At 41.5% G+C, this 16,934-nt stretch carries 15 protein-coding genes; 1 reads left to right on the top strand and 14 read right to left on the bottom strand.

The window, feature by feature from the left end; all coding sequences use genetic code 11:
* Positions 1-64: 64 nt before the first annotated feature.
* From AC6B99_RS16165 to AC6B99_RS16125, 9 genes are all read right to left on the bottom strand, one after another.
* Positions 65-1,090: an LLM class flavin-dependent oxidoreductase gene (locus tag AC6B99_RS16165; protein ID WP_496663727.1), complete on the bottom strand. Its 1,026-nt coding sequence runs from the start codon at positions 1,088-1,090 to the stop codon at positions 65-67.
* Between the two features lie 16 nt (positions 1,091-1,106).
* Complete coding sequence (locus tag AC6B99_RS16160; protein ID WP_496663726.1) at positions 1,107-2,033, bottom strand: methionyl-tRNA formyltransferase; 927 nt, start codon at positions 2,031-2,033, stop codon at positions 1,107-1,109.
* A gap of 33 nt (positions 2,034-2,066) precedes the next feature.
* Entirely contained in the window at positions 2,067-2,687 is a 621-nt protein-coding gene (locus tag AC6B99_RS16155) for a PIG-L deacetylase family protein (protein ID WP_496663725.1), read from the bottom strand.
* Entirely contained in the window at positions 2,687-3,502 is an 816-nt protein-coding gene (locus tag AC6B99_RS16150; protein WP_496663724.1) for an alpha/beta hydrolase, read from the bottom strand. The genes AC6B99_RS16155 and AC6B99_RS16150 overlap by 1 nt, the downstream gene beginning before the upstream one ends.
* Complete coding sequence (locus AC6B99_RS16145; RefSeq protein ID WP_496663723.1) at positions 3,499-4,362, bottom strand: hypothetical protein; 864 nt, start codon at positions 4,360-4,362, stop codon at positions 3,499-3,501. The genes AC6B99_RS16150 and AC6B99_RS16145 overlap by 4 nt, the downstream gene beginning before the upstream one ends.
* 2 nt (positions 4,363-4,364) lie before the next feature.
* A complete protein-coding gene (locus AC6B99_RS16140) occupies positions 4,365-4,631 on the bottom strand; it encodes an acyl carrier protein (RefSeq protein ID WP_496663722.1) in 267 nt (88 codons plus the stop codon).
* The gene (locus AC6B99_RS16135) at positions 4,624-6,177 is read right to left on the bottom strand and encodes a class I adenylate-forming enzyme family protein (RefSeq protein ID WP_496663721.1); all 1,554 of its coding nucleotides are present in this window, start codon (positions 6,175-6,177) and stop codon (positions 4,624-4,626) included. Before AC6B99_RS16135 ends, AC6B99_RS16140 begins: the two co-directional genes overlap by 8 nt.
* A 653-nt stretch (positions 6,178-6,830) precedes the next feature.
* Positions 6,831-7,010, bottom strand: coding sequence for a hypothetical protein (locus AC6B99_RS16130; protein ID WP_496663720.1), 180 nt, complete (start codon positions 7,008-7,010; stop codon positions 6,831-6,833).
* A gap of 314 nt (positions 7,011-7,324) precedes the next feature.
* The gene (locus tag AC6B99_RS16125) at positions 7,325-9,241 is read right to left on the bottom strand and encodes a helix-turn-helix domain-containing protein (RefSeq protein WP_496663719.1); all 1,917 of its coding nucleotides are present in this window, start codon (positions 9,239-9,241) and stop codon (positions 7,325-7,327) included.
* A 280-nt stretch (positions 9,242-9,521) separates the two neighbouring features.
* On the opposite strand from AC6B99_RS16125, the gene AC6B99_RS16120 reads away from it, so the two are divergent.
* Positions 9,522-10,376, top strand: coding sequence for a DNA-primase RepB domain-containing protein (locus AC6B99_RS16120; RefSeq protein ID WP_496663718.1), 855 nt, complete (start codon positions 9,522-9,524; stop codon positions 10,374-10,376).
* A 40-nt stretch (positions 10,377-10,416) separates the two neighbouring features.
* Here the strand turns inward: AC6B99_RS16120 and AC6B99_RS16115 are convergent, their stop codons facing one another.
* The 5 genes from AC6B99_RS16115 to AC6B99_RS16095 form a co-directional block, all read right to left on the bottom strand.
* Complete coding sequence (locus tag AC6B99_RS16115; protein WP_155972897.1) at positions 10,417-11,055, bottom strand: hypothetical protein; 639 nt, start codon at positions 11,053-11,055, stop codon at positions 10,417-10,419.
* 602 nt (positions 11,056-11,657) lie between these two features.
* Positions 11,658-11,891 carry a DNA-binding protein gene (locus AC6B99_RS16110; protein ID WP_430161399.1) on the bottom strand — a complete coding sequence of 78 codons (234 nt, stop codon included), beginning with the start codon at positions 11,889-11,891 and terminating at the stop codon, positions 11,658-11,660.
* 400 nt (positions 11,892-12,291) lie between these two features.
* Entirely contained in the window at positions 12,292-12,522 is a 231-nt protein-coding gene (locus AC6B99_RS16105; protein WP_496663717.1) for a hypothetical protein, read from the bottom strand.
* Positions 12,473-12,694: a transposase gene (locus tag AC6B99_RS16100; RefSeq protein ID WP_496663716.1), complete on the bottom strand. Its 222-nt coding sequence runs from the start codon at positions 12,692-12,694 to the stop codon at positions 12,473-12,475. Before AC6B99_RS16100 ends, AC6B99_RS16105 begins: the two co-directional genes overlap by 50 nt.
* A gap of 479 nt (positions 12,695-13,173) precedes the next feature.
* Positions 13,174-15,600 (bottom strand): glycoside hydrolase family 6 protein, encoded by a 2,427-nt coding sequence (locus tag AC6B99_RS16095; protein WP_496663715.1) that lies wholly within the window; start codon positions 15,598-15,600, stop codon positions 13,174-13,176.
* Between the last annotated feature and the right edge of the window lie 1,334 nt (positions 15,601-16,934).

Genomic DNA, 16,934 nt, shown 5'->3' with positions numbered 1-16,934 from the left:
CTCCCCCTCAGTCATTCGAACGTATATAATACGGAGGGTGCCGCATTAACCTTCAAAATAGCGATTATTTATAATGGCTTAGCAATTCATCACCTACATAAGACGCTTCGATATCATGGTTAATGCTTGCAAGTATAAAATCCTCAATACCCGCTTCTCTATATTTTTCCAAAGTGTCAATTACTTCCTGGGTAGATCCGACTAGTGTAGGCACACTTCCAGTACGCCCTGAAATAAACGAGGTCCATAAACAGGAATCCTGCACCTGACCGGTACTTGCATTATGTAACATTATTTTCTGACCTATAGAATCTGTCTGTTTTCCTATCAATTCTAGAACCCTTTTTGATTTAGTGAATTTTGCTAAGTACCTCTCGGCAAGTTCAACAGCTTCTGATCTATTTTTTCTAACGATTACATTTAATCTCAAGGCGCACGATACGTCTTTATTCATACTGTTTTTTTCTACAAAATAACTATTATGCTTTTTAATCGCCTCAACTGATTCAGCAAAAAGCAAATATGCCGTTTTGAAATTACTTGCAACCTCTTTAGCATTGGAAGAGGAGCCTGCTACGTACATTTTTATTTGTATGTGATTTGGAGGATACAGAGTAGAATTCTCTGTTTGATAGTAGGTTCCATTAAAACTATAAGGTCCGTTAGTTCGCAATAGATGGGTAAAAACGTCCATAAATTCTTGAGTACGCTCATACCGTTCTTTATGGTTTAAAAAGCAGCCTTCTTTCGCCAACTCAATAGGGGATCCTCCAGTTACAATATTAAGCTGTACTCGTCCATTACTTAAATGTGCCAACGTTGAAATCATTCTTGCCGCATAGACAGGTTCGATGTACCCTGTTCTCAATGCAATAATAGGCTGAATTCTCTTGGTCGCTTGTATCATATAAGTCGCAACTATCCAAGGATCCAGACAGTTTGAATCTGCAGGTGTTAAAATCGCATCAAATCCATTTTTTTCAGCTATTTCTGCTGATTTAACAACATCTTCAACTGTAAGGGTATAAGGTTGACCATTACCTCCCGGACCATGACTTGGACAAAACCAGGCAAAGGATGGAACTGACATTAGACTCCTCCTCCTATTATGCTGTAAATATTTTTCCGACATCATGTTCACTAAAGTAGTGATCTGCCCAAATATCCAAATCTTCTTCTACACTTATCCGTTCTACCAATAATGGCTTATGCCCAGTAGAAACGATAACCCCTTTCCCCTTTATTACACTCATGATTAGCCCCGGCTTTATTTGAGCATCCGAGTAGTCTTCATTTTGAATCTTTGAAACTTTCCATAGATATATCCGCTTCTGATCCAAGTAAGTAAAGGCTCCGGGAAATGGTTTGACAAGTGCCCGAACCAAATTAAATATTGTTGTTTCATCTTCATTCCAATGGACTAACCCATCAGACGGTTTTCTTTTTGGAAGCGGTGCCTCTTCTATTATTTCTTGCTTAATTCTATTAACAAGGCCGCTCTTAATCTTTGGTAGTGCATCAAGAACCATCTCTATCCCTAACTTTGTAGCTGTATTATAGATCGTCCTTGCATCATCCCTATCCTGTATTAAAAAATTTTCCTGACATATAATATCTCCGGAATCAACTCTTTCTTCCAGAAAATATAAAGTGTTCGCCCAGCTCTCCTCCCCCCGAATGATAGCCCAGTTGATCGGAGAGTGCCCCCGTGAATAGGGCAAGGGTGAAATGTGTGTGCCGATTGCACCCAGGCGTGGTATTTTCAATAAAGCTCCACCAATAATTTGTGACCAGCCCATTTCAACAATCAAATCAGGTTTTATGGCTTCAATTTGCTTCAAAATGGATGGTTCATTTATATCTACAACCTTGATTATCGGAATGCTATACTTCATTGAAATATCTTCATAGGACTTAAATGTAGCCTTTGTCGAGATTAACGATGTATCGATCGATATAATTCCGCACACATTATAACCCTTCTCTAATAAACTAGTTGTGCAAAACCAGCCTGAGGCCCCTGCACCAATCATCAAGATTCGCATCTGAATTAATAATCTCCAATCTTAATATTTAATCAACTTAATAATTTCAAATGCCTCAGCATGCGTCGTATTAATTCTAAAACCGTTACTGCGGGTCCGCCCATTTATCGCCTCAATCCAGCCTTCCCCGAATTTGGCTAACTGTGTTTTATGTGCTCGTATACTTTCTTCTTTTTTATTAATATAATTTGAGACATCAATAAAGAGATTTGGTTTAAAAACATGATTTGTTATCCCGCAAGGAATGATAGGCTCAAAAAAAATAAGATCAAAGCTGTTTTTTCTACTGACCGCAATAACGGATTTTGAAACAGCCTCGTGCTCTTGATGAGAGTCATGTCCCCAGCAAGTATAAATTCGATATGGTTCATACTCCATAATAAATTCATCTAGTTTATTAATTAAATCTCTGGAGACAGTTAAGAAGGTATTGTTAAAATCCATAAATATAATTTCTGCGCCCAATATTTGAGCTGCTTGTAAGGCTTCTTGCTTTCTAATATCCTCCGAGTTGTTCCAAACTGGAGATGTTACCTGAATAATAATAACTCTTTCACTTTCTTCAATATGCCTCAATATAGTTCCGCCCATTTGTGGTTCGATGTCATCTGGATGTGCCGCAATGACTAAAATATTTTTCATCAATCCTCAATCCCTCGCTTGATCCAGGATAGGGTCTTAGAGAAGAGCTCTTCGGCATGTTTTCTGTTTGCAAATAAGTGGCGGGCTTCCATAATTGTGTATTCTTCTACATCAAATGATGCGGTTTTATGACTTTGCATAAGCCTTTTGGTTTCTAGTGTCTGAGAATCATCGCCCCCCCAAACCATTAGTACTTTATCTTCGTATTTCAGCCATTTTTCGTGTATGTTCAGCTCTTTTTCTTGCACATCTTTATAGAAAGCAGAACTTAAGTATATACCGCCCACTGTCCACAAAATTTTCCCAATTTCCCTGTCAATTATGGGCTTATTACTACCCCCACTTATTTTATTGTAGACTAGCGTCGGGTTCCAAAATATAAGTCCGTTAACACATTCATTTCTTAATGCAATATCTAAAATATTGCGCGCCCCATCACTAAAGCCTAATAAAACCAACTGCTTGTTATGTCCAAACATATCCAAAATATATTTCATCACGTTTTCAATATCGAGTATTTTACTTGAGATTGTAATGTCCCATGAGTTCCCATCTGAAATACCGAGACCGCGATAATCAAAACGAACAACGCTTACTCCATTACGAGCTGCATATCTGCCGAATTTCACGCCTATTCGGTTGATGTCTGTTCTCTCGGCATTAAGTCCACCACAGTATAGAATCACGATCGATGAATCTGAATTTATTGGAGTATGAATCACTCCACGTACTACATTTCCGAGCTCATCATTCACTTGAACTTCAAAGAGTTGTTCTCTCTGCTCTTTATAATCCGTTGCATTACCTGATCTCATAGGCTCTCCTTTCTAAAAAACTCAGAGATAGCGTTAATTGCTTCTTGCTGCCATTTTGGATGCTCGTAAAGCAGGCCATCAATGTTATCAAATAATGTTATTCTTATATCTTCATTAGACATTGGTTGTTGTATCATGGAGCTTTTCCCTGCCAAAATATGCACGGGTATAGAAATATTCTCAAGCTCTTGCAACAACGAAAGAGAATCTACTTCCATAATAAAATCCGTATTAATTTCCTCAACAATATTTTCAAAAAGAATAGCCCCTAATTGAACTAATCGTTCATGCAGCTTTTTATTTTCGAATTTCCTTATGTCTCCAAACAGCCCATTCGTCTTCTCATACACGCAACCTAGAAATTCATCTATATAGACAAAGCAGCGTCCCTTATCCATTTCTAATCCAAATGCTGATGAGAATCCATTAAAACTATGTACAGGATCAAGCATGGTTATTGTAGCCACATTCATTTTTTTAGATGTTTGTTTATAAACCAGTGGAGCTAAAAAGTTACCGATACCAGTCCCTATCAGATGAACCTTCCGGATGTCCTTATTTTTATTAACCCAATCCAATACGTGTAAGGCCTCAGTAACCATTTTAGATAAGGTTAATTCGCCAATTTCACCAGTACTATCCCCATGACCTGAATAATCGAACTGAACACTAAGAAAATGATGCTTCTCTGTAAAATTACGAGCCATTTTAGTAAACATGAATTCTTTTTCAGACTTGGTTGATGTAAATCCATGTAAAAAAAGTACACATTCTTTTTTCGCCTCCTCCAAGTCGGGGGCAGTCATTAAAACGCATAATGCTGAATCATCACATTCAATGTATATCTGTTCAATCGTCATATTCATTCTCCAATAGATTTAGATTGAATATATTGAATGAGATGTTGCACCGATATATCGGTGGCATTTGCTACAAGCTCCTCAAACTCCATGTCAAAGGCAGTTTCCAATATAACTACAAATTCGATAAACGATAATGAATCGAATCCTAAATCAGCGAATAAATACGCTTCCATTCCTACTTTGTCAGCCGGTATTTTCTTTAGCTCAACTACCGTATCCAAAATCAACTGAAAAACTTCCTTTTCCTGAGCCAATTGATTAGTCATAAATAACAACCTCCATTTTATTTTCAATAAGTTCAATGATTTTTTTCCTATCAAGCTTTCCTGACAGCGTAAGTGGCATAGCAGTTCCTACGACAAATATCTTCGGCACCTTCCAAGATTCTAAACAGTTGGAAAGAATCATTTTTATCTGTTTAACAGTCTGATCTATTTCTAAATATCGTTCTTTGAATATAATAAACAGAGCAATTTTTCTACCTAGTAATCTGTCAGGTATCCCTACTGCAACACAATCATTCACTTCAGGAAAGTTGTGCGATACAGCGCTCTCAATCTCGAACGGTTCAATTCTATACCCATTTGACTTAAACATACTGTCTTTCCTGCCAACATAATAAAGATAACCTTCATTATCCTTATAAAATATATCCCCCGTTCTTAGGAATCGCTCGTTCTTAATATCAATAAAAGTGTCATCGCTTTTTAATGGCATTCTCCAATATCCTTGGCAAACATTAGGGCCCTGAATAAAAAGCTCACCCTCCCGATAGGATTCGCATTCTTTAAACTGATCGTCCATAACCTTGACCGTAGTTCCTGCCAAAGGAATACCTACCGAATCTATCTTTTTTGACAAATCGCCTACCGGGAGAATAGAAACCCTTTTACATTCTGAAAGTCCATACATTAAATGAATATTTGCATTAGGAAAACAGCCCTTGAGATTAGTCACTAATTGATTTGGCAGGTTATCTCCTGTATTTGTAATATATCTTAAATTTGGAAAAACGCTCCCCTTATCACTGATGAATGTAAACAGACTTCTCAGACCTGGAAAGCCCGTAATCAATTCCCTTGTCATAAGCTTGGTAATTTCAGCAGCAAACATTTTAGAATCTCTCAGATAAAGAGTTGCTCCAGTCGATACTGTCAAAAAAACTTGATACAAACCATAATCAAAAGATAAAGGAAGATAACTCAAAATTCGATCATTGAATGAGTTTCCTAGAAATTCGTTAATAGCATTAGTCGAAAAAATAATATTCTCATGCGAACTAATAATGCCTTTAGCTTTGCCTGTACTACCCGATGTATAGATTAAAGCAGCTATAGATGAATCACGCTCTGTTTCCATTACATAATGATCTTCACCCTCCAACCATTCATTATATGAGACGTAACAATCATTTTTTTCTCTATCTTGATTTTCAGAACTGTTTATGAAAATATTAAGCTTTACAAAAGGTACTAAATTTATAGACAACGGGCTCTCTGAGACCACCATATTTGGAGTGCAATCATTTAGCAAATCCAATATTTTAGAATCTGGCATGCTTGAATTAGCACATACAATTACCCCTCCAGCCTTTAGCACACCAAAAATCGATACGATAGCCTCTAAACGATTTGCAGTTGCGATGATTACTCTGTCACCTGGACTTAATCCTGAACTAATACAGGCACTCGTGAAGCGCCGTGCTTCTGCTAAGAGTTTAGAAAATGTTATTTCTCTGTCTTTGGTAATGATTGCTATCTTATTTGGCCATTTCTCTGCAGAAAGTTCAAGCCACTCATGAACCTTTCTCATATTTCCCTAATCCTTTCAATTTAGTTTATGTTAGAAGAAAAATTGAACTCTGTGATTATATTGGTCTTAGACAAGAACGTTAATCTATTGCTCCATAAAATACAGAAAAATAGGCGCTTTCATTATTAGGTACAGCTGAACACTTTTCATAAAAATTTGAGGAGTACTAGAGTTTACTTGGTTACATCAAGTATATTAGCACATCATTAAATGCACTCTCGATGGTATAAACCCACTCTTTAACGATGCGTTTTGTATACTAATTTAACATTCATGGTAGATACTTAATTGTTTTTGAATGTTTAACCATTTTAAGAAACAACCAAAATCAATTTTAGTATAAATTTGTAAATAAAAACACACTAAATATTTGCACATTTTTCATATAGAAATTAGTGGTTTATTGCATCCCGAATTTATTAACGTATGATATGAAGAAGTAAGAAAAATATAAACTATTAGTTAAAATCAGGAGTATTTGCGTTCTAGCTTTTAGGCCCCTATTAGGGAGGATCACCATCCTATTAAGCATATTATTACCGTTGAGATTGAATTTAAGGCTCGTAATAGTTGTGATTCTTGGGGTAATCTAGCTGCCCTCTATTAAAAAAATAATTAAAAGCCATTAACCCATTCACTGGTTAGTGGCTATTCTAAAAATCCATCCAAAAAAATTGGGAGACAGCAAGCACAAGCGCAATACCATTTGCAACGATAAACAGCCACTTTTTGGCTCTTCGGCTTACGGGCTCTTGTCCTGTAAATAAAGTCCAAGCTACAATTCCATTAAACACAACCATAATAATAAGAGCCAACCACCAATTAGCAACCATTTCGACTTCGTCCTCTCTAACCAGAATACCTATTCCATGGATTTCTATATAAAATTACTTTTATTTCCTCTTTACTGTCAAGCTTTAAAATGACATATTCCTACAAATTTCAATCAATAGAAGATGATCATATGAAGATCACCATGACAAAAAGCAAATAGTGACTCTCCACAGAAAAGAGTCACTATTTGCTTTAGGTTGGGCAGGTATTGAAGTTTTCCTAAAAAATCATGCCCAGCACCTCATCTAAACCCTGTTCTTGTCGGCTCCCGTTGAGGCAAAATCGAGATGCACTAGCTCGTTTATATCTACATTTATTTGTTGCTTTCAAGCAAGTTAACAATGATGTCCAACTGTTTTTCTACTGAAATCGGATCACTGAAAAGAAACTGATTGAAATCAATATTGTAGATCTTTCCTGCTTTCCCTGCTGGGGAATTTTGAATAAGCTTCTCCACCTTCTTCAGTTCTTCCTCTGCCCCTTCATTTACAGCTAACAATAGTCGATCACCTATGAAATCAGGAATGACCTCGGTAGATATTTCCCACGTATCGCCATTAATAACGTCTGTTTTTACTTTTTCGGTTGGCTTCAAACCCAAGTACTTGTAAAGAATATTGCCTCCCATATTCGTATCTCCGTAAACAAGGACGGCATCGGGACGCACATTTAAAATCGAGAAGGTTTCATCCGCTCCAATAAACGGGGTAATCTTCTCCTTGTAATCAGCTATTTTTGTCGCAAATGCTTCATTCCATTGCTTGGCTTCCTCTTGCTTGCCGAGAATATCGCCAAACATTTCGACATCCTTAATCGGATCGTTATATTGTTCCACAACAATGGTTGGCGCGATCTGGCTCAGTGCTTCGTACCCGCCATCTACTGCCTCTGCAAACGGTGCCGTTGTAACAATCAGGTCAGGCTCAAGCGAAAGAATCTTCTCCGCATCAGGCGGAACTCCAACATCTTCAATACCGGAAGTATCATTTAATAACGAATTATTCAAAATGTAGGTGGTTGCCCCTACCGGCTTTACCCCAATTGCCATCAGCTCACCCAAATGAAAGAGGCTGACCACCCGTTGAGGCTTCAGAGGAATTTCTGTTTTGCCCTTCAAATGCTCGTAAATGCGTGTTTCTGCAGCTGCGCTTTCTGTAGCGGCACCCGCTGAAGCAGGCTGGGATTCCGCTGCCCCTGTATTGCTGCCTGTATTACTGCCTGTATTGCTGCCTGTCTGACAAGCATTCAGCAGCAAGGCTGTGCATAATAGCAGCATTGCTCCGAACGCGGGTCTTGAAAATCTAAACATGGATGTGTCCCCTTCCCCATTGCATTGATAACAAATCTCATTCTCATTATGGGAAACAAGCTTTGGGGTTACAATAGACGATTTTAACAGACGTAATGGATTATTCTGAACAGCCCGCCGATTGTCCTCCCGAAATTGAAGCGGAGAGCAGCCCGTATGCTTCTTGAATAAGCGGCTAAAATAATAGACATCCGCATAGCCAACGCTGCTAGCTATTTCCTGGATACGTGCCTCCGATTTCAGCAAAAGCTGCTTTGATTTATGAATGCGTACATGAATCAGATATTCAATCGGGCCGGCTCCAATCTGGTTTTTGAACAAGCGAGACAAGTAGCTCGCGCTGCAGCTGTAAATCCCGGCCAATTCCTCGGCGGTAATTGCCTCCCTGTAATGCTCTTGAATATAGTGAATCGCTTCGGTTACCAAGTTCGGCCTGCTGTTTTCCATGGCCAGTGTGCGGATTTGCCGCATAACCTCATAAACAAATGGAAGAAAAACCGACTGTGCCTGCAATTTGTCCATCGGGGTTGCCTGCTGCCATAAGTAATGCATGGTTTGGCACTTTTCCTGCAGAGGCAGCGACGCATAAGGAGTGAATGCATACGGCATATGGAAGCTCTCTCCATCCTCCGGCGATTCACACTCGGCTTTATAAAGAAGCAAATAGCAGGCAAAGTCGTTTCCTAGCGGCTTAAAATCCAGCTCCGCATCCTTTCCTCCGTGCAAAATGTGAAGGGGTTGGGTGCGATAGACCGTTCCCGACAGGTTCACCCTTGCTTCTCCATGGGTAGTAACTACGAAAAAGCTGGTATGCACCATATAATGCTCAGGGACAGTTCCATTTTCCACGCCATACTTTTGAACATCCAGCAGTCTAACAGAGGCCCGGCTCCACCGTTCGATGTGGGCTTCCCAATCCATACGTTCTCCCCCTCTCTCTGTTTTGGCAAACTTCGCTCACTCGCCCAATTTCTTTATCTTGAGAGCTTATTTTTATAATATTGAAAAACATCAGGTTTACCTTGCGATTAATCCGCTTCACGGTTATGATGTCGCCCTAGCAAACGCCCTGACTATTTGATTAGCCTATCACATGTTGAAAAATGGGTACTGCTCCTTACACTTGTGTCCTCTTTCCAGAATATGATTGTTTAGAAAAGAATCGAAAGTGTGACGCATGCTCTAAAGGAGATGGGGTTCAATGGCAAAACGTTTAGGCTCAACGACATATTCGAGAAATTTGAAGAGGTTCTCCAGTCATGCACGCTATTTTATAAAAAAACTAGGCTGCGAGCAGAACGAACAACTGAATTTCATTTTAGTCCATGACGATAAGAACAAAAATACAAAATACAGTTCCACTTCCAAGCACCCAGCCATGACACTTCATAAACCGCTAAGTCTACTTGAAAGCCATACTCCTCAATTCACACTCTTTACCAAGAGGAATAAACGCATACATGTTCTCAGTCAAAATAAGAAAGGTTATGCCGTATTTATGGAGATCAATTACCGAGAATCAAAGACTAGTGATTTCAAAAAAATCAGAGCACAGTTTATCGATGTAGATCTAAACAAGATTTCCGTGCATTTAGACACCAAAGAACAGGTCAAACAGATGATTGAAACGATTCAATCCGACCCAGCAGAACAGCTTCAATCGATTACGGTTAAAAAAAATAAAAAAGGCCAATACCACCTGTTGGCTCTGCGAAAAAAACAGAGAGTAGCTAAATTGAAGAATGCATTTTTAAAAAAGTTTAACACTCACATTAAGGATACAATGATCGTCGAAACTAAAAACGGATATCACATCTACTGGGTTATCCAAGGTGGCTCCGTAAGCAAATTCGTTCCTATTCAAAAAGCTTTAGCCAAAAAATTCAGCTCTGATCCCATGATAACCAATCTATCCAGAGTCATGCGCATACCTGGCTTTTACCATATGAAAAATCCTAGAAGCCCCTTTATGGTAAGGGTTAAACAATTGGGCAGGAAAAAACCTTTCTCCCAAGCAGAAATTATTCAATCTCTAGCTTTAAAACCCTTTAATTAGCTTATATAGCTTAAGCAAATGACGCCTCATAATCGGAGGTCTATTTTGCTGCTTTTACTAACTTCTTCGCCGCCTTTTGAACGGAGCTTTTGGGATGGACTTCATAATCATATCCATACACCAAAACTTCGGCCGCTAAACTCGGGGAGACCTTAGCGATTCCAATCATGGCCGTTAACAATTTAGATAGAAATTTCTCTTCTAATTGAAGGAGTCCCTTCTTTAATATCGGCAGAATCATTTTGGCTTCCGCTTCACCGCAGGATGCCAGATTCCCCAAGCAAAGGATAGAATAATCTTTTACGATTGTACTTTGATCCAAAAACATCCGTTCTTGTATTTCTTCAAGTACATCGAAAATTCGATTAGGTATGCTAAAACTTATGAGAGCAACAGCATGCATGGACTCCCATCTCACCCGTGTATGTTTGTGATGAATCGAGGAGAGTAGCTGCTTGGCATATGGCGTAACTAGGTGAGGGTGAGTTTCTGCTACCTTTGTAAAAACTTCTGCGCAATCTCCCGCAATTTTCACGTCGGTATGTAATAAGCCTTCTGCAATTTGATTTAATAGGGTTGGGGTTTCTTTGCACATTAACGCTACATTTTCATTCGATTGCTGCGTCGAATCTCCAGTCTGCGAGGACAACATTGAGACTACAGTTCCTCTCTCCTCCACTTAACGATCACACTCCTTGTTTACTATCAGGTTAATAGTATCTGCAGAATGGTGTCTTGGCAAACACAAATAGGTTCTCATCGTAAAGGCTATGCCAGTAACACAAATGGGCTAATGGCTAATGCACATAGACTGGGGTTGAATATAACCCAGATTCTTTTGCATTGGAGATGTAAAAATTGAGCAATTTTAAAAATAAGGTTAAAGCTCAGCAAATTCCCATGAAAAAGCTTGCTCCCGTAAGCATTGCAAGAGAGCTTCCCACCGTCCGCGGTACTTTAAGGACCTCCTCCACCTCCACAAATCCTAAGGCCACCGATAATTTGGGATTCCGACAACCAATCCGTAGACGATTTCTTTAACAGTGTTCAATGGAGAGAGGTCTTTGCCAATTGGGCTGCAGAGGTAAGGGGTAACTATTTGCTTAGAACGGAACCCCTGTTCAATAATCAGCATTAATTAAAAATCCACAACCGTAATCGGTTGTGGATTTTGCAATATGGAGGCGAGGGGAGTCGATCCCCTGTCCGAAGATCTCGCCACTCTTGCTGCTTCTATGGGTGTAATCATTGTTTTGATTTCGTCTGCGGGAGCGCCCTGTACTAAACGGCCCTATTCGCTACAATCTCGTCTATTTCACACTTCAGTAACAGGTATCTATGGGCACTTCTCATGATTGGGACTTTTGTTAAGTGATATTTATCCACAAAGATCTTCATTTGATCTTTGGAGAGACCCATTAATCCTCCTGCCTCCGTAACGGTTAATACAACTAAGTTGCTCGTTGCATTAAACGTCTTTTTTACTTTTAGATTCCAGTCTTCAAATCTGTTCATATCGAGTTTCCTCTCTCGTTCCTAATCGATCGGAATACTTCATTATATCATGCCTTCAGACAAATACGGATTCTATTCCGAAAATCCTTTCCAACACAAAACCCAGCCCTCATGCGGACTGGGTTTTCATGGCGGAGGCGAGGGGAGTCGAACTCTATCCGAAGATCACGCCACGCAGGCATCTATGGGTGTAGTCACGATTTTGATGTCACCCAGGCGGAGACGAGACAGCGTATCCCACTACCCGCTGGCTAATCCACTATTATTTTCATTGCATCAACGTCGATTTTTGCTCCAATTCGTTTTAGAAAATTAAAACCTATTATCCCTTGCATTTCCAACCCATAATCCATATTTCCAATTTCAACTTGAAAGTTTTGAGTGACTGCTTCTCCGATTGCTATTGAATTAACAATTTTGGTATAAAAGTACTCAACACCGCTTCTTCCAGCACAGCTGCTGTTTCCTCAAGCTTTGCAGGAAGCTCATTTGGATCTGTAGCGGCGTATTCGCCAGCTTCTTGCTGCGTGAGGGTATGAATATGCGCAAGGGTCTCCTGCACCTTTACCTTGAGCTTTTCCTCAAAGCGCAGCGTGGATTTTTTTCCACACAAACAAATATTTGTTAGCATCGGCTTCGATCTTTGTACCGTCGAGAAAGCAGCTCTCCATCGTGATGTAGTGATCTGCAATGAGCTTGTGGGTCATCGTTTCAAACAACTCATCCATGAATGCTTTCATGCGCACGCCTCGGAAGTCGTTTAAGGTACGGAAGTCCGGCTTCTGCATCTCGGCCAGCCACATCGCGGGGATGTTTTCTCGCAGCAGCTTTTCGATCCCTCGGCATGCATCTAATAAAAACGGGGCGTCCAGTAGTCAGCTTTCACCGACTTTCTGGACAGCCCCTTTTGTAGTATGGAGGCGAACCGTGGTTGTGCAAAACAACAATTCCTCGCCGCGTGTTGAGCAGAATTTTAGATAGGTGGAATCATTTATTCTTGGAAGCATGTTGTATATAAAAAACTTCTTACCTCTCCAGCAATTGCTTATAACCATTTAGACATTTATATATCCCCTGATGCTAATTCTTAATACTAATGCTCTTCAACACGTGCCTGCAAAAAATCCTTCATCAGCTAATAAACAATAAAATCCCCAACGTCTGCATACGTCCTTACTTCGTGTTCACGGCCTAGATACATTCCTATGGCCTGCACAGCATCTTACTCGTCTTTAACTCTGACCGATTCGGCAATCAACTCTGGAGTTTCTTTTTCTGTCCTTTAAGGCTCAATTCCCCACACTAGGCTGCCGCCTTTATAGAGGGTCACCTTGTTCCAGTCCTGATAGGATGTTTTGGTTGGATCGTAGGAATAATCATTCGTTTCGTCAAAGTTGGTCCAGTCCGTTTTGTACATGCGGAGCTGGATATCCCCGGATTGTCCACCTGCCTGGATCGCGCTGGCTCCGGAAGTGAAGCTGAGCTCTACATACGTATCGGTGAACGTGCGCAGGATGTTGGTACCGCCAACCTGAGCCCAGTCAATGGCCGAGTCCATAGCTGCGGTGCCTTCCTTCGAGAAGTAATAACGGATTTTCAGATCACTCAGATCTACAGCCGTGCTGCCAATGTTTTTGATATTGAAATACGGCTTGATCTGGTTGTCTGTCGCATTGGTATCTCCCGCACGATATTGCAAGACCAGATCGCTGGTCGGAACAACCACGCTTTGCGGAGTTGCGGAAGCAGCGGCAGAATTGGCGCTTTCCCCCGCAGCGTTCACAGCAGTCACAACATAGTGATAGGTTGTACCATTGGTCAGACCTATATTCGTGTAAGAAGTGCCGCTCACATTGGCAGCAACGGTAGTGAATGGACCGGACGCGCTCAGCGCGCGTTTCACGTTATAACTGGTCGCTCCTGCAGAAGCCGTCCAGGATAGGCCGATCTGTGCATTGCCTGCTGTGGCCGTCAATGCAGTAGGTGCAGCAGGAGCGATGGCTCCAGCTACCGGCACAGCATTTTTTACAGCCGAATTCGCGCTTTCACCTGCGGTATTCACGGCGCTGACCACATAATAGTAGATCGTCCCGTTGGTCAGACCCGTATTGGTGTACGATGTGCCGCTCACATTGGCGGCAACGGTGGTAAACGGTCCGGACGCACTCAGCGACCGCTTCACGTTATAGCTCGTTGCTCCTGCGGAAGCCGTCCAGCTCAATGATACCTGTGCATTGCCTGCTATCGCAGTCAGTGCTGCCGGAGCTGCTGGAGCCGTCGTTCCGCCGCCATTGGTGGCCGGAAGAACAGGGAATGCGTTTTGCACCAGCATGACGAATTGATCATGGAACCAATGGCCAGATACCGGAGCGTTAGGAAGCGCCCCCGTCAATACACCATCACGAGTTGTAAACGTTGGATCACACATCCGGTCGAAGCCCTTGCCCTCATTGTTTGGAATTTCCGAACTGGAACCGTCGGATTCACCCGGAGGCTTGACCCACACATAGGCATCCAGATGGGCAGGTCCCGGTGCTGCCTTAGGTGCTTCACCTATGCCTGCTCCACTGTTGTTGCACCAGTTCCCCCGGTGATCCCGGCGATCGACACGCCCGGAATTCACGTAGGTGTTAATATCACTGCCTGTAGCCGATGTCGGACGGTTTACCCCTCCCCAGCCATTGCGGCTGGTATCAATCAGGAAGCCTATGCTGGCCGGCCAGCCTGCCTGCACAAACCCGCTATACAATGCAGCCGTAAAATCGGTTTCGTCAAAATACGGATTCCACTCATAAAACTTGGACGACTTGATCGGTTGTCCTCCGATGTTCAGATCCGGGTTGGGCAGATTCGGTTCATTCAGCGGAGTGCTGTTCGCCGTGTTGGTAATGAAGCCGTCTGCGCTATTCAGGCCAGCCGCTGTCCCCTGGACAACGCTCGTATACAGCGAGATAGTAGCTGTCCGGTTGTTATCCCATCCGAGCCAGCCGGAGTGACCGATATCCAGGTAGTTGTACACATTCGGAATGGCATGCAGCTTGTCCAGTGCATATTTCACGCCAGCTTCATAGATGCCTGTCGAACTGGCTTGAGCACAGGCTGGTGTATTGAGATTGGTGACCAGGTTAGGCAAACTGTCCGGTTCAATGATGGCAATGATGCGAATGTCCTGATACTTGGGTTTGGCAAAAATACCTGCGATGACATCAATATAATCCGTTTTGTACGTCTGCAATGCGGCCTGCGTCAGTGGCAATTCACCGTTGGACGCCAGCGCATGGCAGTCCCGGCCCGGCAGATTGTAAATGACGAATGAAGCGGTAATCGGAGTACCCACTTTCTTTTGAGCCAGAGCAGCATCCAGATGCTCCTCGATACTTTTGCGTCCGGCATTGTTCGCCCCGCCATTAATGGCGGCAATTCGGTCAATCCAGACTGCAGTTGGATAAGATTTGACCGTTTCCATCTTTGCTTTTAGCGACGTGTCACTGGTAAGCGTGATGGATGTATCGACAAGGGCGGAATAATCCGGGTTCAGGTACGCTGTAGCTCCGACAAACGGATTATTCTGATGCGCTTCCGCAGCCTGGATCGCCCCCGGGGCCATGCCATGGAAAATCCCCACCACAAGCAGCGCTATTACAAGTATTTGCTTTATACCTTCACGGAGAGCCTTACCGCCATTAAATTTAGTTTTCAATTTCATCATCATGGATCCACCTTTCCTTTGGTTAGATTTATTAAATATTCATAATTGATCCTCTGTCTCGGCATGATGTGTATGCACCCTAGAGAACGTACGGATGAACTGTGAATTTTCACCTCCGGCTAAAATGATAGCGCTTGCAATAAGGTGGCAGATAGCCTTTAAAGCTGCAAACAGAGCAATAGAAATAGTGACTAAATATGCAAATCAGTTTCCTTGGTGAGGGGTACCGCTTGTGGGTAAATGCGGGTAATCATCGGTGTAAAAGCTTCAGGACATGTAACCGGGCACCAAAAAAGAAAGCGCTTACTTTTTGAGCTTTTAAAAAAGGCTTATCCTCGATATAGACTTCACAGCGCATGTTCACCTCCTTATGAATCAATTATACTTTATGGATATTTTGCTGTAAATTGAATCAATTAAAATTATTTATATTTAATACCAAAAACTAGATGATAATTTAGATAGCCCCCTTCCCATCCCAATCACGGCCGTATCTCCATCTTTATCCCGCTTGTAAACACCTTATGAAATCTATGAACGAATATATACTCTAGTATATTTCTTATACCCTTTTTAAAAACTCATTATTTTATTACATTTTGTTTTTATTATTATATATTTTAGTTTAATGTAATGTGAACGGACTTCTGATCGGTGTTAGTCAAGATAGTTGTCGCGAATATATTAATATAAGATAGCCATGTTTGAGCTTTTTGCTCAGCTTGAATAGCGCTTGCTTTTTCCGGATTGAGCCCAACTTCTTCATCCAGGCCTCAATTGCGCCTTGCCCCTGACCAGCGACCAGGATTCGAGGCTTTCTGTCAAAGTAAAATCCCCTCGCAATCGCAATCAATGGCTTTATGTCCTATGTATTTTCATAACAGCGTTTCAACCCGCTAGACTGATTTTTGAAAAGCAGATCATAGGTTTCGTTTCTGTTACGCAGATTTTCATGGATATCAAAGGCTGCCATTGCGCCATCTTTTATAACCATCATCTTCTCGAATCAATTCAACCCTACCCTGAAGAACAGCTTCAATGGATTACAGTTAAAAGAAATAAAAATGGCCACTACCATCTGTTAGCTCTGCGCACAAAGCAGAGAGTACCGCAATTGAAGAGGGCGTTTATAAACAAATTCAGCTCCGATCCACTATTAACCAATTTATCAAGAGTCATGCGTATACCGGGCTTTTACCATATGAAAAATCCTAGAAGCCCTTTATCGTAAAAGTTAGACAACTGGACAGAAAAAAAACCGACCTTGTGCGGTCGGGATTTGCATATTGATTGTTGGGGGATTTGAAGTCCTATCCGAAAACCACACCACGCTT

The organism is Paenibacillus liaoningensis, assembly GCF_059609455.1.
Note: the sequence above shows the minus strand (reverse complement) of the source record. Positions and strands in the feature narration are given on the sequence as shown.

What these genes read in the sequence shown, in the direction of transcription:
- AC6B99_RS16165 (WP_496663727.1), bottom strand. Translation starts at nt 1,090, where the DNA reads ATGTCAGTTCCATCCTTTGCCTGGTTTTGTCCAAGTCATGGTCCGGGA.
- AC6B99_RS16160 (WP_496663726.1), bottom strand. Translation starts at nt 2,033, where the DNA reads ATGATTGGTGCAGGGGCCTCAGGCTGGTTTTGCACAACTAGTTTATTA.
- AC6B99_RS16155 (WP_496663725.1), bottom strand. Translation starts at nt 2,687, where the DNA reads ATGAAAAATATTTTAGTCATTGCGGCACATCCAGATGACATCGAACCA.
- AC6B99_RS16150 (WP_496663724.1), bottom strand. Translation starts at nt 3,502, where the DNA reads ATGAGATCAGGTAATGCAACGGATTATAAAGAGCAGAGAGAACAACTC.
- AC6B99_RS16145 (WP_496663723.1), bottom strand. Translation starts at nt 4,362, where the DNA reads ATGACGATTGAACAGATATACATTGAATGTGATGATTCAGCATTATGC.
- AC6B99_RS16140 (WP_496663722.1), bottom strand. Translation starts at nt 4,631, where the DNA reads ATGACTAATCAATTGGCTCAGGAAAAGGAAGTTTTTCAGTTGATTTTG.
- AC6B99_RS16135 (WP_496663721.1), bottom strand. Translation starts at nt 6,177, where the DNA reads ATGAGAAAGGTTCATGAGTGGCTTGAACTTTCTGCAGAGAAATGGCCA.
- AC6B99_RS16130 (WP_496663720.1), bottom strand. Translation starts at nt 7,010, where the DNA reads ATGGTTGCTAATTGGTGGTTGGCTCTTATTATTATGGTTGTGTTTAAT.
- AC6B99_RS16125 (WP_496663719.1), bottom strand. Translation starts at nt 9,241, where the DNA reads ATGGATTGGGAAGCCCACATCGAACGGTGGAGCCGGGCCTCTGTTAGA.
- AC6B99_RS16120 (WP_496663718.1), top strand. Translation starts at nt 9,522, where the DNA reads ATGGCAAAACGTTTAGGCTCAACGACATATTCGAGAAATTTGAAGAGG.
- AC6B99_RS16110 (WP_430161399.1), bottom strand. Translation starts at nt 11,891, where the DNA reads ATGAACAGATTTGAAGACTGGAATCTAAAAGTAAAAAAGACGTTTAAT.
- AC6B99_RS16105 (WP_496663717.1), bottom strand. Translation starts at nt 12,522, where the DNA reads ATGCTAACAAATATTTGTTTGTGTGGAAAAAAATCCACGCTGCGCTTT.
- AC6B99_RS16100 (WP_496663716.1), bottom strand. Translation starts at nt 12,694, where the DNA reads ATGTGGCTGGCCGAGATGCAGAAGCCGGACTTCCGTACCTTAAACGAC.
- AC6B99_RS16095 (WP_496663715.1), bottom strand. Translation starts at nt 15,600, where the DNA reads ATGATGAAATTGAAAACTAAATTTAATGGCGGTAAGGCTCTCCGTGAA.